The following is an 18,520-nucleotide window of genomic DNA, read 5'->3' as shown; positions in this document are numbered from 1 at the left end:
ATAAGACGTCTGAACGGTGGTATAGTTAAATTATATAACCAGACGCGTAACAAGCATATTATTCGGTTGTTTCTCCAGTGTATACAGTAGCCGCAGGGCCGGTCATATATACTTTGTTACTGGACTCATCCCATTCAATATATAAGTCTCCACCTTTAAGCGAGACATACCCAGTACGATCAGAATATCCATTCAGTACAGAAGAAACCAATGTCGCACAAGCTCCTGTTCCACACGCAAGTGTCGGCCCTGCTCCTCGTTCCCATACACGCATGTCCATTCGATCACGACTTTGCACCGTTGTAAATTCTACATTGACTTTACGCGGGAATAATGGATGATTTTCAAGTAGTGGTCCCCATTTATTCAGATCGATATTCACAGCATCTTCTACATAAATAACGCAGTGAGGATTACCCATAGATACCGCTGTAAAATGGAAAATCTGATCTTCCACTTCTATCTCTTGATTGATTACTGGATTGCCTTCGATTGCTACAGGAATTAACGTACTATCCAAAATAGGCTCTCCCATATCGACACGAACTGTATGGGCTATCCCGTCTTCAGCTTGCACAGTAACCGATTGAACTCCTGCACCCATCGTTTCTATCGTGATTTCAGTATGAGGCGTCAAGCCACGATCATACACATATTTGGCAACACAACGAATCGCATTCCCACATTGTTCTGCTTCTGATCCATCTGAATTAATAATTCTCATCATAAAATCTGCATTCGCAGACGGCAAAATATAAACCAATCCATCTGCACCAATACCAAAGTAACGATTGCAATGCTTAATCGCTAATTCTGCTACATTTGCTGGTAAGGATGGCTCTCCATAGACGATGATAAAATCATTGCCCAGACCATTCATTTTTGTAAATTCCATATTGATTCTCTCCTCCGAAAAACACGTTCTATTGGGTAAGCATACATGATGGCACTATAAATTGCTATGGCTTTGTGGCATGATAGAAGATGATTATGATAGTAAGAATAGGAGAATACTCGATATGGCATTAGATGGCATTGTTACCCGTGCGATTGTTCATGAGCTTCAATCTCTGCAAGGCGCACGTATTAATAAAATTCACCAACCGACAGGTAATGATATTGTTTTTCAGATTCGTGCACAGCGCGGGAATCGCAAATTAATTTTAAGCGTTAATCCTACCTATCCACGTGTTCAATTTACCGAGCAATCCTTTATGAATCCACAAGAAGCACCTATGTTCTGTATGTTGCTTCGCAAGCATTGTGAAGGTGCTATTATTGAATCGATTGAACAGGTAGGTATGGAACGTGTAATTCATTTCAATGTACGTCAGCGGGATGAATTAGGCGATGTTTCTTTCAAACGATTGATTATTGAAATTATGGGTCGTCATAGTAATATGATTGTGATCGATCCTGCAACCAATACGATACTGGACGGAATTCATCATATTACACCGGCAATCAGTAGCTATCGTGTGATTATGCCTGGATTTAGCTATGTAGAACCACCAGATCAGCACAAATTAAATCCTTTAGAAACCAGTGAACAACAATTCATGGAGAAGCATCGTGAAAATATCGATCCTCCTGCTCGTTTTCTATTGAATACATTTAGCGGTCTAAGCCCATTGATTGCCGAAGAAATTGTCTATCGTGCTCAACAAGCTGATATTAGCGCTAATGGAGAAAATGAAAACACTTATCCAGATGTACCGTATATCTGGCAAGCATTTTCCAGCTTAATGGAGCAAGTATCCAAAGGGGAATTTGCTCCGGTGAGCGGTCTCAATGCACAAGGCAAAATTGTATTTTCAGCAGTTCCTTTAACATTGATTCAAGAAGAAGAAAAGCACTATGATTCGATTAGCCAATGTATCGAAGCTTATTATGGTGACAAAGCTGAACGCGATACGGTTAAGCAAAAAACAAGCGATCTGTTGCGTTTTCTCCAAAATGAACGTAGCAAAAATATTAAAAAATTGGATAATTTGCAAAAAGATATTAAAGAAGCTGAAGGCGCTGAAAAGTTCCGTATTCAAGGAGAACTATTATTTGCTTCTCTCCATGAACTAAAACGTGGTGACAAGCAGATCGAATTGATTAACTTCTATGATGAAGAACAGCGTCCAATCACGATTACTCTTGATCCACAATTAACACCGTCTGATAATGCACAGCGCTATTTCAAACGTTATAACAAATATAAAAACAGTCTTGCTGTAATTGATCAACAATTAATCAAAACACATGCTGAAATTCAATATTTGGATTCGTTACTCCAACAGCTAGGTAGTGCTTCACTGCAAGATATTGATGAGATTCGTGAAGAATTAGCTGAACAAGGGTATGTACGTAATCGTAATAAACGTGCCAAAAAGAAACGCAAAGACAATCGCCCTACTCTTCATGTCTACACTTCCAGTGAAGGTATCGAAATGTATGTAGGGAAAAATAATTTGCAAAATGATTATATTACGAACAAATTAGCTCACTCGAATGATACTTGGTTACACACCAAAGATATTCCGGGTTCTCATGTAGTTATCCGTAATCAACAATTTGGCGAAGCTACATTAGCAGAAGCTGCTCAGCTTGCCGCTTATTTTAGTCAGGCTAAAGAGTCTAGTAGTGTGCCTGTAGATTACACTCTTATTCGTCATGTACGTAAGCCAAGTGGAGCCAAGCCGGGATTTGTGATTTACGAACAACAGACTACGCTGTTTATCACTCCTGAAGAAGAGGTAGTTAAAAGCTTGGAAAGCACGATCAAATCGTAATGCTCGTCTGACTATAGGATAGGTATGCTTCAATAAAGTATGCTTTAAATAGGCTCCTATGTTGAAATCAAACAAAGAACGGCTGGACTACACCTATTACAGGTGATCATCCAGCCGTTTTTCTTACAACTATATCTAATGTTTTTGCTATTATTCCACTGTGATTAATGCATAATGATTATTCTGCTGTAATCCCTGTCTCGATAGCTGTCTGTAATTGGCGCAATTGAGTTAAGGTAGACATCGGTACATTTTTGCCACCTAATGGGCCATGAAATACTTTTCCTTGACGCTCTCCATGATAATCAGAGCCACCGGTAACTATTAGATCTCGGCGTTGGGCTATTTCCAGATATCGTTGCTCATCTTCAGCAGAATGATCGGAATGATACACTTCTAAGCCTGCTATAGAACTGTTATCTAGAATACGCTCTACTAATGCATCATCACCATAAATACCCGGATGTGCCATTACAGGAACTCCATTGGCTTCACGAATCCATACCGCTGCATCAGAAGCTGTAATACGTGGTGGAGAGACATATGCAGCCGCTCCTTCTGCTAGATACTTGTTAAAAGCATCTTTTAGATCAACAGCATATCCTTTCGCTACCAACACATCAGCCATATGCGGACGACCGATACTTTCATCAGGCATTAATTCTCTGCCTAATTGTTGAATGACTTCATCCATCGTAATCTCTACGCCCAGATCACGTAACTTTTGCAAAATTTGTACGTTACGATTGTCTCGAACTTCGCGTAGTCCTTGCAGACGTTCTAGTAATTGAGGATCTTCTGTATTAAGGTAATAACCGAGAATATGAATATCTTTATTATCTTCTCTAGTGCTAATTTCTACACCAGCAATCACTTCAATATCATATTGCTTGCCTGCTTCTATCGCTTCGGCTACACCAGCCACCGTATCATGATCGGTTACAGCAATTGCACCCAGACCTGCTTCTACTGCTAACTTTATATTTTGCGTTGGTGTATTCATACCGTCTGATGCCTGACTATGAGTATGCAAATCTGCATAACGTTCTTCTTGAGAATTATCCATTATCTAATCACTCCTATGTTATTGCTTCTACCTATCTATTACACTTCTATATTCACACCCACTCATACTCTTGTACAAATTGTAAAAAAGTGACTGCCGGAATAGTCAATAATGTAGATTTAAGATGAATCGAATAAAATTGCCGTTGAAACGAAACATTTTCAATAGTTAATACTTTCAGTAATCCTAAAGTGACTTCATGCTTAACCGATGATGGTGATAAAATCGTAATGCCGAGTCTAGCTTCTACAGCAGATTTTACTGCTCCTGTACTCCCTAATTCCATCACTGTCTGAATTTGAGAAAGATCGACTTGATGTCTAATTAGCTCTTCTTCCATCACTTGGCGAGTTCCGGAGCCTTTTTCACGTAACACAAATGGATACTTCAACACATCTGTTAATTGCACAATCTCTTGATCAGCCAGAGGATGGTTGCCGGGTACAATGAGTTTGAGTTCATCTTGCATCACAGGCTTAATCGTCATATCGGGATGTTCAACAGGCGCTTCGATCAATCCAAAATCTAGCTGATTACGACTAATTTCATCTAAGATTTGAGTGGTATTCATCACTTTAAGCATGACTTTCATATGCGGATATTGCTGACCCAGTGGACCGAGCAGACGAGGTAATACGTACTCACCAATCGTATTACTTGCACCTAACACTAATCGCCCCGCTAGACTATCGGTAAATCTGGACATGACTGCATCGGTTTCCCGCATCAGATGAATCCCTTGCGAAGCGAACGGCATTAACGCATGACCTGCTTCAGACAACTCAATGCGCTTGGTCGTCCGATTGAACAATTTGGTGCCAAAATGATCTTCTAAAGACTGCACTTGCATTGTGACTGCCGGTTGCGTCATATGAAGAGCTTGCGCCGCCGCTGAGAAACTGCCACGCTCAGCAACTGTATAAAAAATGTGTAATTGATGAAAATTAAATGCCACTACCGTTCCCCCTCCTTGCTATGTATATATTGTACCATTTTCAAATCAGCATACAAAAAAGAAGCTCGCTTTAACAGCCGCTTCTTTTCAAAAGTATTATGATTAGATATGTGAGTCGTTTTATGAATATTGCATGTTTACGCAAACTCCTAATACAACGCTATGTCTTCTTTTCTATTAGGCACATCTGCTTTCGATATACAAAGCTTATTTGCGTTTACGACTGTTTTTGATCAAAGTCATCCGACGAGAGTGTCTTAACCATGAATAGTAAGATTTAAGATCGCGAAGCTCAATCGTTTCCGACATTTTACCCAAAAATGTAACGATAATCATTTTGTGCAGTGGGTTACCTGTAAGATCGTATTCACCTGGTAGATCAGCAAATTCAGCAACAACAACAAGGTCTTCATCAATTAAATATACATCTTCTTCTTTACGATAATACGACACAATACGATTTTGTTTAAGCGTTTCCCACATAAATGAAGCAATTTCTTCAGGTTTAGTCTGAGCCTTAGCGATACGGTCGTTATAACGACTAATAGCATGATTCGTAATTACGATATCTGCAACTTTTTTCTCGCCAAGTTCTACGTGAAAAGGTTCATACGTGCTCCAACGTTCCATTACTTTATCTCTCATTAACTATTCACTCCCCATTCTGTATGGGTCTTTCCGTCTAAGTATTTATACCTATTAAGATATATACATCGTTCGCCCTACACAAGACGAAAAAGCTACCATTTTTTAACTCATTTCACTAAATTTCTTTAATTTTTAAAGTAAATTGATTTAAATTCAATATTTGTCTTTGCAACCTTACAGTTCTGTAGTCCCACTAAATATTATATCGACAGGGAGTAACGTTTCTTTAACCCATAAATGATAAATCTTCAAAATTATCATAAATAATACTTAGTACATACCTTTAAACGCTGTTAAATGAAACCGTTTCCTACAATAAAATATAAAAAAGCGACCATTAAAGGTCGCTGATAAATGGTAGTCAGAACTGCTCATTTCAAAATACTTGATTAAATACCGTAAAATTGAGTCTGATCAGGTACCGCTTTGGTATATTCCGTTTTGATCTCATTTCGATAAGATCGTTCAACTTTGCGCACGTAAGAAAGACGACGGATATTTTTGAGTGTTTCTTCTGCTTTTTCAGTGTACAAATACATAACTACATAATGCATGCGACGTGAAATATAATGAACACAGCCATATTTTTCAAGATTGCGTGCTGCTTTAACATCATTAACCCAGATAATGTAGCCCATACGTGAAGGCAGTGCTAATTCTTGTTCTTCTGGTTGCTGTGTTACATTTTCTTGTTGCTCGTTCTCAACTGCATCCACATGATCCTCCACTACCACATCCGCCTCCTTTCGGTAAAGGGTTATTGCTTGGAACTTTAATACTTTCAGAGACCGAATGTGCTATCAACTCTGACATTTCGTATAACATTTGATCCAATTTTTCCTCAGCATCTTTAAAGCGCCATACTGCTTCTATTTGTTCCATTTCTCGTTGAACAGCTTCTACCTGTTCTTTGGCTTCATGGAAGTTGGGATGAAAATGTCCAAACCGTTGTGTTTCTTCAAATAATTCTTTTTTGCTGTTAAGCTTGTGCATCAAGCTTATAACTTCCGGGTGAGCCAGCATACGCTCTTCCCAATATAGGTAATTCGCGACTTCGATAGAATTGTTGATCATATCGCCTAATTCATAGGCGCTTGTCAAGACTTCGGCCATATCGACCGTCCTAATCTCGGTTACGCTCATGAAATTCATCTCGTTTCTGTATATAAAGTGGACAACCCTCTAACTTAGTTGTCTTTATTATCATAGCATAAGCCGAGAACAGATTAGAAGTGCTTTTCCAAAAATGGTATCTTTAATACATAAAGTTCACTATATTTAGCGATAAAACAACGATTTTTCGGCTAAATACCTTACAACAAAGGTGAACATTCTTTGCGATAATCCATCGGAGATAGACCTATTTCTTTTTTAAATAGTTGGGAAAAATACGATTGCGATTTAAATCCTACAATTTCGGAGATATCCAAAATCGAATAATTCGTAGATTCTAGCAAAAATTTAGCTGTATTGATTCTAACCGTAGACAAATATTTAAGTGGCGATATATCGTATGTTTTTTTAAAAGCATGAGATAGATAGTATTTATTAATATGTGCTTCACTGGCTAATACATCTAGCGTAATATCTTTTTTGAAATGAATATCGATAAAATTGCGTACAAGAGCGATCTCACGATTTACTTTTTGGGAAGGTTCTACATGCAATGATACAGACTTTTTACGCAAAATAAGATAAAGCAAAATACGGATCAGATGTCTGCCTATTTCTTCATAAGCATACTGTCTGGCATTGTATTCTTCAAAAAGTTGATGCACATAAAATAAAATACTGTTGTTCACATCATCTATTTTAAGATAAGAAAAAGGATTTTCTTCATTTACCAGTGAAATGCCATGAATTCCAATAACAATATATTCAAGCAACTGATGCGTATCTGAAATTTCCGTATGTTCAACATTGGGATTAATAACGATTACATCATTTTTTTTGATTGCAAATCTCTTATCCTCTACTAGAAATTCGCCTCTTCCACTCGTCACATAAAAAAATTCAACAAAATGGTGTGAATGCTTCATCGTGACCCAATTTTCTCCATCCGTATCCGATTTGTTAATATAAATTAACTCCGCATTGACATACGAATGAACATCGATCGTAGACAAATGTCCTCCACTATTCATCATTATCACCTCTTCATTCTAAAATCATCCACCTTTATAAACAATTCTTTACATCCTATGAACCCAATGTTCACAATATTTAGTCATATTATTTATTTTAAAGCAATAAATCTAAAATACATAGCAATAAAGATAAATTCTAATCTAAATGGCAAACGTATAATAAACTTATTCATACATTCATTTTGTAACACTAAAGGAGGGATAAATGATGAGCAAAAAAGCAGTAAACACCAAATCGTTTTTGTTATTAATCACAGGTTTATTTATCGTAGGGGGTACACTTCTAACTGTTATGCTGTATATGTTTAACTCCAATGATAAAGTTGCCACAGTCGATGAACATGCTATCAGTCAACAAGAATTAACCTTTTATATGCAACAATTACGTCCTAAAATACAAAATGAATTTCAAACCAAATACCAACGTCCACTTAGCAAAGAAGATTGGTACAAAAAAGTTGACGGAACAACACCTATGGATCAGTTACAGCAACAAGCGTTAGCTCAAATTGTAAAAGACAAAACATTATTAATTGTTGGCAAACAGCAGCATTTGATCGAACATATCGATTATGCAGATATTATTCAAGCAATGAATACCGAAAACAAAAGTCGTACCGAGGCGATATCGCGTGGTGAAATTGTATATGGATTAACTTCTTTTACACCACAATCGTATTATTCTCACTTACTAACCTCTCTCCGAACAGAACTGAAAAAGAAATTAAGCCAATCTCCAAATGACCCTCTTTATATTGATAACAAAGACGCTTATGCCTACTTTAATGCTCATCAAGCAGATTGGACGGTTAATGCGACTACGTACGAAATGACCAAGCTTCATATCCCTTCTACTCAGCAACAGAAAGCAACTACTTTACAACAAATCACACAAGATCTACAACAAAATATGAGTCTTACTATGATTCAAAACAAATACAAACTACCTCAAAAAATAGCAGAGACTATTACACCTGATAGCAATACCTCGCAAAATTCGTATCAAAATGAACTAATTATGAAGCTCAGAAATACTGATGATGCTTCAAAACCAATATTTATCGAGACAAAGCAAGGTTTTGATTTGTATCAATTAGAACACACTGCTATCAATAAAGAAGAAGCTTTCAAACAGTATCAAGCGCAGATTACACAAACATTGCTAGAAGATCGACTGAATACGTATTTAAAACACGTTCAACAATCCCTTCCGGTTACAGTAGATCAACCCAAAATCAGTACCGTATTAGCCACTTCTTCATTCATGATGCTGTAGCATTCTATGTTGACTTATTCTGTAGTTTGGAAAAGTAAATTCAATTGGAGGTCTATAATGCCTAACATTAAAAAAGCTTGTATTGGCTTGGTATTGTTTACGTTATTATTTACTCTATTCCCTACTTATTCTGCGAATGCTAATACTGCTGTAGACTCACCTAAAAATGCACTTAGCGGCAATGCTCCTAATCCATACGGCGGAACCGATTATTATCTTGATGCAACCAATGGAAAAGATACCAATGACGGTAAATCTATCGATACTGCATGGCAAACGTTACAAAAAGCAAACAATACTACATTTCAGCCAGGAGATCGTATTTTGCTTAAATCTGGTGAGAGCTGGCAGAATCAGCAACTCTGGCCCAAAGGATCAGGAACAGCCGGTAAACCGATTGTGATCGATCGTTATGGTGATGAAACACTGGGCAAACCTTATATTGCTACCAACGGCAAAGTAGATAACCCTCTTCAATATATAAATGGAGATTTTGTCAAAGATAAAAATAAAGTCGGTTTGACCGGTGCTGTCGTTCTACGCAATCAGCAATACTGGGAAATTCATAATCTTGAATTATCCAACGATGATGATTTCAATACCGATATTAATGTCTCTGCCAAAACCAAGTCAGTCGTTCGAGATGGTATATCTATTTCCATTAATGCTGATTTACTAGAAGGAAACGATAAAATTATGGATTACTTCCGAATCAGTGATAATTATATTCACAATATTGATGGGCCTACAGACTGGCAAAAGATTCATTATGGTGGCATCGTTTTTCAAGTATTTGGAGAAAAAAGTTATAAATCTTACGATGAAGGTGCTTATTATTTCCAAGATGTGCGTATCGAAAATAACCGTTTCTATCAAACAGAATTACATGCGATTGAATTTGCTTTTAACTGGTTTTATGATCGCGATGCTAGTTCTGGTGAATATGATGAAACAGGTAAATTTCATGAAGGTTGGGAACAGCTATGGGTGAAAAACAGAGATTTATATAGTCGTGATGTGTATATCGGTCATAACTATGCGGAAGATATTGGTCAAGGCGCGATTCAGCTAGCGAATACCAAAGATATGACTGTCGAATACAATGAAGTGAATGGCTATTTGCAACGCTATAATGCCGTTTCTTGTGGGTTGTACTTATGGGCAGGGGCAGATACGGTTATGCAATATAACGAAGTCTACGGCGGGCCGTATGGAGAATATGATGGTACCCCGTGGGATTTGGAATTCACCAATTTTAATGTAACCTATCAATATAATTATTCTCATGATAATGCAGCAGGTTGGATGGCTTATATGGGGAATAGCTCTAATTCGATTGCACGCTACAATTTAAGTGTAAATGATAACGGAGTTATTGTTAAAAATATGCTATCTACCAACTATTCACCTACGTATTTCCTGAATAATGTATTTGTCTATGATGCTTCCAAAATGGATTGGTTCCACGATGAAGTATTTAAAGATACCGTTTATTTCTTAAATAATGTATTTTATAACACATCAACAACTACGCCTACTAAATGGTACCGCAAAGAAGGAGCATTGAACAAAGCTGTCTTCTCGAACAATGCGTACTATGAAGCTGGTGGCGTACAGTCTGCACAACAACCAGCCGATGCGCATGCTGTACTAGCAGATCCGCAATTTGTAGCTGATCCTGCGGATTACAAACGTGGTAATGGCGTTGCTAACATTGTTGATTCAGCCGCTAATTTCAAAGTCAAACCAACTTCACCATTAATTGATACTGGTCGCTATAATGTACATGCAGGACAAGCCGATTTCTTTAACAATCATCTATACTATGGCGACAATATTGATATCGGAATTCAAGAAAGTCCAATAGGAACCAAAGTTGAATCACCTGTGGATACCAATCCTATCGAAAATGAGCAACCTGCACCACGTGAAAATCTAGCGCTTCATCAGCAGATTACAGCTAATTATACTCATCCAAATAAAGGCTTAGAAGCTACTAATCTGGTAGATGGCAAAACAACGACACGCTGGGCAAGCCCGGATGAAGTCACCTATCCAATCGAGATTACTATCAATTTTGGTAAACCTATTGCTTTTGATGAAGTCTATTTAGACGAATATGTCGATAGCGGAACCGATCCACGTATTCTTGAATATGAATTGCAACAATATGATGAAGCTACAGATACATGGACTACTTTTCAAAAGCAGACCAACGGTTTGGGAACCAATGTCTCGTTAAAAGATTTTGGTGATATTACAAGTAGTCAGCTTCGCTTGCTAATTGATAGCGTCAAACCTGGTGCAACTGGAACGCCTACACTCACTGAAATTCAGGTATACAATAACAACAGTACTGAAAATCCGCAACAACCGACAACCTCGATCACTTCAGCAACATATGATCTGAATCCGTCCAAACAAAATGATCCTGCGAATCAAGTAACATGGGATGTCTATCTGAATGGAGATACGTTATCCACGATTCGTTATATCGGAACAGAAGGAAATGTGTTGAGTAGTCTGACCGAAGGCAAAGATTATACAGTTAATGGAGATACGTATACGCTAACACGAAGTTTTTTAACATCACGAGCAGTTGGCAAGTCAGGCTTACAGCTTGAATTCGCTTCAGGAGCACAACTCAAAATCGATCTGAATATTATTAATTCTACAGATACTTGAGTGATCGTGATAACATGATGGATGAATAGGAACAGCTGGTAGCAAAAAAGATTCAGAATGGGGTGTATTGTTCGCCCGTTCTGAATCTTTTTGGTTGCCTAATTTTTTTACAAAGTATAGTTTATTGAATACTTTTCACATCATTATAAATAACACTACAACTCAGTCTTGCAAAATAGATTACGTTTCTACCGCAGATTGTTGCAAATAATTTTCAGCGAGTGCTGTTAATATTTTGGCGGCATTTAACATTCCTGCTTCATCCATATCGAATCTTGGATGATGATGCGGATACGTAATCCCTTTATCTTCATTGCCAACTCCAACAAAAATAAAACATCCTGGCACTTCTTGTACATAATAAGCAAAATCTTCTGCTGGCATCATCGGTGGAGTCACTTCAACATGATCTGCTCCAAAGACTTCGGTAGCCACTTCGAAAAAGCGTTCTGTTTCGCTCGCATGATTCACCAGTGGTGGATAACCCATCATATAATCAATCTCTACTTCTGCTCCGTTCATCGCACATACATGACGGGTCACTTCGTCAAACCGTTTACGGATAACTGCTCTAGTTTCTTCATCAAATGTACGTACTGTTCCCGTTATTCGGCAAGTTTCAGCAATTACATTTTTGGCTGTTCCACTATTGATAGTTCCGATCGTTAACACAGCAGGTTGCAAAGGATTCACATTACGACTCACGATAGATTGTAATTGCACTACCAATTGCGATCCGGTAAGTACACTATCGACAGTCACATGAGGAATCCCCCCATGACCACCTTTTCCTGTAATATCAATCACAAAGTCATCAACAGAAGCCATAATCGGACCTGCGGCACTAGCTAATATTCCGACAGGCAAAGGCGACCATAAATGCACACCATAGATAACATCTACACCTTCAAGAGCACCTGCGGCAATCATTTTCAGAGCGCCACCCGGGCATACTTCTTCACCCGGTTGAAAAATAAGACGAATTTCACCTTTTAACGTTGCTCGGTGTTCACTAAAATAACGAGCGACTGCTAATAAGCCTGCGGTATGACCATCATGTCCACAAGCATGCATAACACCATCTACCTGTGAAGCATATTCACATTCTTTTTCATCTTGAATAGGTAAAGCATCAATATCAGCACGTAACGCAACTGTTTTGCCGGGTAAATCTCCTTTGATAACACCAATGACTCCTGTATCGCCGACACCGGACGTTGTCTCAATTCCAAAAGACATTAATAGATCAGCAATAAACTTCATTGTATGATGTTCTTGATAAGATAATTCAGGATGACGATGAAGATGCCTGCGCCATTCTACCATATCTGGAAATAAAGCTTCCCAATTGTAATTCCCCATCTGCTCTTCATCCTTTCAATGCTATTCTCATTATTTCATTATACACATAATTATACGTTTCAATACTGCTCAGGTGGTTAAATAATAGTTTATATGACTAGATTCTGTTTCATTATAGTATATTCATGGTAATATCTATGTTCAAACTGACGGGTAAAGCTTGCACCTACCTACAAAACGTACTATCATGAAAAGTGAACTTAACCATAATTTGATATGAAACAAAAAATAGATACATTTTTTTATTACAAAAGGAGGATTTGTGCATGAAAATTAGCAGTTGGTTAACTGCCTTGAATACTTCTGATCTGTACATATCCGTTCTATCCTTGGAGACACGTTATGAATAAAATCAGACATACTTCGCCACGAACACTAAACAACCAGACAACAGCTAATCGCTATCGGAACGCGAATCCTTCTTCCAGTTCTAATGTGCGTAATATACAGCAACCTGCACAGAAAATCACTAAAAAAGGTGCTCCTGATTTTCAATTGTTAATCATGACCGTCATTTTAGTCTGTTTTGGTATTATTATGGTCTTTAGTGCAAGTTCAAGCATTGCATGGACGAACAAAAACTATAACTTTGACTCCTTGTATTTTACGAAAAAGCATATTTTATATGCGGTTATCGGTCTTGTAGGTATGTTTTTCGCTATGAAAGCTCACTATAGTAAATATAAAAAATGGTTTGCGCCCTTTTTTCTAATTACTTTAGCCTTACTGGTTATCGTTCTAATGGTAGGTAAAGAGCTCAATGGTGCTCGAAGCTGGTTGAATATTTTTGGATTTTCACTTCAGCCTTCTGAATTTGCTAAATTAGCTGTTATTTTGTATCTAGCAGCTTTGATCTCCAAAAAAGGAGATAAATTAAGAGATTTACGTAGCGGCTATATTCCGGTCATGGTCGTGGTCGGCTTAATCGCTGGCTTGATCTTTTTACAAAATGACTTGGGTTCTTGTATGATTTTGGTCGCAACAGCGGGTCTAATTATTTTTGCAGGTGGCGCTAGTGTAAAACACATTATGGCTTCTGTGCTTTTACTCGTTCTTGGAGCGTCACTTGTATTAGGTATAGGTGCTCTTTTTAATCATGATGATAACACTGGTACAGAAAGTAGCTACAAAGCAGGTCGGATTGAAGCTTTCCTTGATCCGATGGCTGATGAAAAAGGAAGTTCTTACAACCTTGTTCAATCGTTAACTGCTATTGGAGTTGGTGGATTTACAGGTTCAGGTTTTGGACAAAGTATTCAGAAGCTTCATTACCTTCCTAACCCTTACAATGACTTTATTTTTGCAGTAATCGGTGAGGAATTCGGATTTATAGGAACAAGCTTATTTCTACTACTGTACGGGTATTTTATCTGGCGAGGTTTGTTTATCGCATTACGTTGCCCTGATATCTTTGGGACACTGGTCGGTGTTGGTATTATGAGCTTGATTGCGATTCAAGCGTTTATTAATATCGGCGGTGTTACGAATACGATTCCAATTACAGGGGTTACACTACCATTTATTAGTTATGGTGGTACATCATTGATTATGATGATGACCAGTATGGGAATCATGTTAAGTATTTCTCGTGAAACCAATCGTGTAGCTAGTGAGAAATCACAAACAACCAATTCACGTATCGGTAATCGTCAATCGATCTCGATGCGAATGAAATAATAAAACGATAGTATAAAAAAGACGACAGAGATTACTTCTGTCGTCTTTTTGTATGTTTATGATCAAAATGTCTACAAAATATCGTCTTTAAAAGCAACGCCTTCTACTTTTACGTTGACTTCAACCACTTTAAGCCCGGTTAGATTTTCTACAGCTTCGCGTACATTTTGTTGAAGCATGCGGCATACTTCATGAATTGGAGTTTCATACAGCACGATAATACGTAGATCAATTGCAGCTTCCAATTGTCCGACTTCTACCGTAACTCCTTTTTGTACATTTTTACCACTTAGACGTTTGGCAAATCCATCGGATAATCCTCCAGACATAGCAGCAATACCTGGCGTTTCTAAAGCGGCCATGCCCGCTACTTTTGCTACGACGTCATCGGCAATTTTGATAATACCCATTTCCAATTGTAATGATTCGGTCATGTCCCATCCTCCTCTAAAGCTTAAGCCATTATCTTTATAAAAGAACTTCTATATCAAGCTGACTTTTCTCCTCTATTGTATCAGCATTTTGCCAAAATCTAAACTTTATCTCACGCAATTGGTTTAAATACACTACTGTTTTGGTTATAATGTTAAAGAATTTACATAAAATATATAGAAAAAGGGGTGCAGAATGAAGAAACATTTATCTACGATTTTATTGGCTATCTTTTTTGTGTTTAGTGCTATTGCTCATTATGCACATTTGAATCCTATTCTACAATTTGTAGTCTCGGCTATAGCTGTTGTATTAGTCGCTGGATTTCTAGGACGGGCTACAGAAAGTGTAGCTCATTATGCGGGACAACGTTTAGGTGGATTTCTTAACGCTACCTTTGGTAATGCCGCAGAGTTAATTATCGCTATCATGTTGCTACGTGAAGGATTATACGATATGGTCAAAGCCAGCTTAACCGGCTCGATTATCGGTAATCTATTACTGGTACTTGGTCTTAGTATTTTTGCAGGTGGTGTAAAGCATAAGATTCAGAACTTTAATGTAGCGCTTGCTAATATGAACGGTTCATTGATGATTGTAGCTGTCATCGCACTATTTGTTCCTGCTTTATTTTTGAATACTCATTCGATCACTCCTACCGAAGTCGATACACTTAGTCTGATTGTAGCCGGACTATTGATCGCTGCGTATGTTGCCTGGTTGATCTTCTCGATGATTACACACAAAAAGTATCTTGAAGATGTGAAAGATCCCAAAGCACCTGAAGATCATGAAGAACCCAAATGGTCTAAAAATAAATCTATTTTGTTTTTGGTGATTGCTACTGTCATGACTGCTTTTGTCAGTGAATGGCTTGTAGGTACGCTTGAGACATTTACAACAGACTTTGGATTCAGTGAATTATTTGTCGGTGCATTTGTAGTAGCGATTATTGGTAATGCTGCTGAACATAGTGCTGCGATTATGTTAGCGATGAAAAACAAAATTGGTGCATCGGTTGAGATTGCTGTCGGTAGTAGTCTACAGATTGCTCTCTTTGTAGCGCCAGTACTGATTTTTGTGAGCTTTTTCTTAGGCAATACGATGGATATTGTATTTACGACTCTAGAACTTGTCGCGATTATGGTATCTGTATTTATCGCCAAATCTATTATTCAAGATGGTTCGACCAACTGGTATGAAGGTCTATTGTTATTAGTCACTTATATTATTCTAGGTGTCTCTTTCTATCTTGTCTAAATTAAAACAAACCAAAAACGCCTGTGCCCTCTTCTGAAGGTACAGGCGTTTCTATGTAACGAAAGTCTGCTACTCAGCAGACTGTTGTTTATTATTCATGGCTTCATACAACACAGACAAATTACGCTCCAGGTTGCTGATCAGCTGTTTGCCTACAGGCTCAGAAACAAATCCAGCACGTATAGCAAAATCTACTTCTTTGGAAAAGCCGTATACTTGAGTATCCAGAACTTCCTCGTACAGAGGACAGTAACGAGTATCCAAATTCTCCATCTGTATTTCAATTAATTTTTCAATTTTATTTGCATCTTCTTGTAGAAGATTCAATGCTTTTATATTCAACTGCTCTTGTAAATCAGATGAAGTCATGCTCTTCCCCCCCATGTTCGAGAATCGTCAGTCACTACTACTATTAATATTAGACGAAATTGGAGGCTAATACAAGAACCCCTAACGAAATTAAAGGAATTTACATTATATTTTAACTATTTATTGAAAAATAGAATTAGGATTGATCCATACAAAAAATGCTGCGATTCACAAGGAATCAGCAGCATTTCGTTAATCATTGACCTTCTGCAAGTTTTACGGCAAGTCCGTGCTTTTCAAAAGCAGCAACTACTGCTTTTTTAGCCTCTTCTTCGTCTGGTCCATGTACATGGAGCTCATAATCTTGATTTTTCACAAGTGTTGTAAATAGCCCCAAAATACTTTTAACATCAATAAATTTAGATTCGTGTTGTAAAACAATAGAAGAAGTGAACTGACCTGCTGTCTGTGCGATTTCAACTACTGCGGCATTATTCGTATTACTTGTTGCCATTTGAGAACCCTCCTACTCCGACTAAAATTTTCAACAATTCAGGTTTTCCATTTACATCATAATTGAATACGCTTTCTTATGCAACCCATTTCTTACAGCGTATGAGAGCGATAAAAAGAGGTTACGATTGTGAATAGCGTATAAGATGCTCTCAACAATATATAACCTCTTTTACCATTTTCAATCTTTTATAGTATTTATTAAAAGATTATTTCAAGTTCTCTGGATTAAGCGCTTCTAGTTCTGGCAACACAAAGATTCCGTCTTTGCGAATCAATACATCATCAAAGTAAATCTCACCGCCACCGTATTCTGGACGTTGAATAAATACTAGATCCCAGTGAATCGAAGAACGATTACCGTTATCTGTTTCTTCATATGCTTGTCCTGGTGTGAAGTGGAAACTACCTGCAATTTTTTCATCAAATAAAATATCGTTCATCGGATGCAAAATATGAGGATGGAATCCAATTGCAAATTCTCCGATATGACGAGCACCATCATCTGAATCCAAAATGCTGTTTAATTTCTCAGTATCATTACTTGTTGCTTCAACAATTTTACCATTTTCAAAACGGAAAGTGATGCCTTCAAAAGTAGTACCGTTATATACCGTTGGTGTGTTGTAGCTGATAACGCCATTAACCGAATCACGAACCGGCGCGCTAAATACTTCACCATCTGGAATATTGCGTTGACCGGAACATTTTTTAGCACCGATATCTTTGATAGAGAATTGCAAATCTGTATTTTTACCGACTAAGCGAACTTTGTCTGTACGGATCATTAATTGCTCTAACGCATCTTGAGCTTTGTCCATTTTAGCGTAATCTAGATTACATACGTCAAAATAGAAATCTTCAAATGCTTCTGTGCTCATTCCTGCCAATTGTGCCATGCTTGCATTTGGATAACGAAGTACTACCCATTTGGTATGTTTAACACGTTGCTCGCTATGAACAGCATGTTGATAAATACTGTTGTACAACTTTTGTTTGTCATCAGGAACATCGGATAGATCATTGATATTCTCGCCTGCACGAATACCAATATAACCTTGCATCTGCTTCATGCGTTCTAGATCAAGTGCAGCCCATGTTTTCATGCTTGATTCTGTCGCATTCATCAACATAGCACGTTGTACTTTACGATCAGTCAATTGAACAAACACATTACCGCCTCGTTCGCCAATCGCATGAATCACTGCATTTAATAGATCACGTTCATTACCGATCATTTCGACCAAAACATTTTCCCCTGGTTGTACATCGATTGAATATTCAACCAAATTTTTGGCTAATACTTTTACTCTAGGATCTTGCATCACATATCTTCCCCTCGTAAATAGTTTTTTAAATATTTTTTGAACAACGGTTAATTATTCAAAAAACATTGTATCACGATGTTAA

The 18,520-nt window shown here is 37.7% G+C and carries 17 protein-coding genes; 5 read left to right on the top strand and 12 right to left on the bottom strand.

Annotated features, from left to right (window positions below; all coding sequences use genetic code 11):
* Positions 1-58: 58 nt before the first annotated feature.
* A complete protein-coding gene (gene dapF, locus PQ460_RS08195; protein ID WP_274172318.1) occupies positions 59-895 on the bottom strand; it encodes a diaminopimelate epimerase in 837 nt (278 codons plus the stop codon).
* Positions 896-1,019: 124 nt separating this feature from the next.
* Here dapF and PQ460_RS08190 point away from each other — a divergent pair, with 124 nt between their 5' ends.
* Positions 1,020-2,780: an Rqc2 family fibronectin-binding protein gene (locus tag PQ460_RS08190; RefSeq protein ID WP_274172317.1), complete on the top strand. Its 1,761-nt coding sequence runs from the start codon at positions 1,020-1,022 to the stop codon at positions 2,778-2,780.
* Positions 2,781-2,958: 178 nt separating this feature from the next.
* Here the strand turns inward: PQ460_RS08190 and PQ460_RS08185 are convergent, their stop codons facing one another.
* The 6 genes from PQ460_RS08185 to PQ460_RS08160 form a co-directional block, all read right to left on the bottom strand.
* Positions 2,959-3,846, bottom strand: a complete 888-nt coding sequence (locus PQ460_RS08185; protein ID WP_273613016.1) for a PHP domain-containing protein — start codon at positions 3,844-3,846, stop codon at positions 2,959-2,961.
* Between the two features lie 52 nt (positions 3,847-3,898).
* Positions 3,899-4,801 carry a selenium metabolism-associated LysR family transcriptional regulator gene (locus PQ460_RS08180; RefSeq protein WP_274172316.1) on the bottom strand — a complete coding sequence of 301 codons (903 nt, stop codon included), beginning with the start codon at positions 4,799-4,801 and terminating at the stop codon, positions 3,899-3,901.
* A 207-nt stretch (positions 4,802-5,008) separates the two neighbouring features.
* Positions 5,009-5,446 (bottom strand): hypothetical protein, encoded by a 438-nt coding sequence (locus PQ460_RS08175; protein WP_273613018.1) that lies wholly within the window; start codon positions 5,444-5,446, stop codon positions 5,009-5,011.
* Between the two features lie 392 nt (positions 5,447-5,838).
* Complete coding sequence (locus PQ460_RS08170; protein ID WP_069329121.1) at positions 5,839-6,087, bottom strand: YlbG family protein; 249 nt, start codon at positions 6,085-6,087, stop codon at positions 5,839-5,841.
* Positions 6,088-6,151: 64 nt separating this feature from the next.
* Positions 6,152-6,592, bottom strand: coding sequence for a YlbF/YmcA family competence regulator (locus tag PQ460_RS08165; protein ID WP_273613019.1), 441 nt, complete (start codon positions 6,590-6,592; stop codon positions 6,152-6,154).
* A 170-nt stretch (positions 6,593-6,762) separates the two neighbouring features.
* On the bottom strand, positions 6,763-7,593 hold the full coding sequence (locus PQ460_RS08160; protein ID WP_274172315.1) for a helix-turn-helix transcriptional regulator: 831 nt from the start codon (positions 7,591-7,593) through the stop codon (positions 6,763-6,765).
* A 211-nt stretch (positions 7,594-7,804) separates the two neighbouring features.
* Between PQ460_RS08160 and PQ460_RS08155 the strand changes: the two genes are divergently transcribed.
* Entirely contained in the window at positions 7,805-8,872 is a 1,068-nt protein-coding gene (locus tag PQ460_RS08155) for a SurA N-terminal domain-containing protein (protein WP_274172314.1), read from the top strand.
* Between the two features lie 57 nt (positions 8,873-8,929).
* Complete coding sequence (locus PQ460_RS08150) at positions 8,930-11,557, top strand: X2-like carbohydrate binding domain-containing protein (RefSeq protein ID WP_274172313.1); 2,628 nt, start codon at positions 8,930-8,932, stop codon at positions 11,555-11,557.
* A gap of 180 nt (positions 11,558-11,737) precedes the next feature.
* Here the strand turns inward: PQ460_RS08150 and PQ460_RS08145 are convergent, their stop codons facing one another.
* Complete coding sequence (locus PQ460_RS08145; RefSeq protein WP_274172312.1) at positions 11,738-12,919, bottom strand: M20 metallopeptidase family protein; 1,182 nt, start codon at positions 12,917-12,919, stop codon at positions 11,738-11,740.
* Between the two features lie 504 nt (positions 12,920-13,423).
* Between PQ460_RS08145 and ftsW the strand changes: the two genes are divergently transcribed.
* The gene (gene ftsW, locus PQ460_RS08140; protein WP_274172896.1) at positions 13,424-14,596 is read left to right on the top strand and encodes a putative lipid II flippase FtsW; all 1,173 of its coding nucleotides are present in this window, start codon (positions 13,424-13,426) and stop codon (positions 14,594-14,596) included.
* 71 nt (positions 14,597-14,667) lie between these two features.
* Here ftsW and PQ460_RS08135 read toward each other — a convergent pair whose 3' ends face one another.
* Positions 14,668-15,030: an Asp23/Gls24 family envelope stress response protein gene (locus tag PQ460_RS08135; protein WP_204823353.1), complete on the bottom strand. Its 363-nt coding sequence runs from the start codon at positions 15,028-15,030 to the stop codon at positions 14,668-14,670.
* A 193-nt stretch (positions 15,031-15,223) separates the two neighbouring features.
* On the opposite strand from PQ460_RS08135, the gene cax reads away from it, so the two are divergent.
* Entirely contained in the window at positions 15,224-16,288 is a 1,065-nt protein-coding gene (gene cax, locus PQ460_RS08130; protein ID WP_273613025.1) for a calcium/proton exchanger, read from the top strand.
* A 69-nt stretch (positions 16,289-16,357) separates the two neighbouring features.
* On the opposite strand, the gene PQ460_RS08125 is transcribed toward cax, so the two are convergent.
* The 3 genes from PQ460_RS08125 to PQ460_RS08115 all read right to left on the bottom strand — a co-directional run bounded on the left by PQ460_RS08125 (position 16,358) and on the right by PQ460_RS08115 (position 18,435).
* The gene (locus PQ460_RS08125; protein WP_069329024.1) at positions 16,358-16,657 is read right to left on the bottom strand and encodes an Fpa/YlaN family protein; all 300 of its coding nucleotides are present in this window, start codon (positions 16,655-16,657) and stop codon (positions 16,358-16,360) included.
* A gap of 196 nt (positions 16,658-16,853) precedes the next feature.
* A complete protein-coding gene (locus PQ460_RS08120) occupies positions 16,854-17,111 on the bottom strand; it encodes an HPr family phosphocarrier protein (RefSeq protein WP_069329023.1) in 258 nt (85 codons plus the stop codon).
* A 208-nt stretch (positions 17,112-17,319) separates the two neighbouring features.
* Positions 17,320-18,435: an aminopeptidase gene (locus PQ460_RS08115; RefSeq protein WP_204823351.1), complete on the bottom strand. Its 1,116-nt coding sequence runs from the start codon at positions 18,433-18,435 to the stop codon at positions 17,320-17,322.
* Positions 18,436-18,520: the final 85 nt, after the last annotated feature.

It is taken from the genome of Paenibacillus sp. KACC 21273 (assembly GCF_028736095.1).
GTDB classification, from domain to species: domain Bacteria; phylum Bacillota; class Bacilli; order Paenibacillales; family Paenibacillaceae; genus Saccharibacillus; species Saccharibacillus kyungheensis.
The sequence above is the reverse complement of the archived record's forward strand: the minus strand, read 5'-3'. Positions and strand labels throughout refer to the sequence as shown.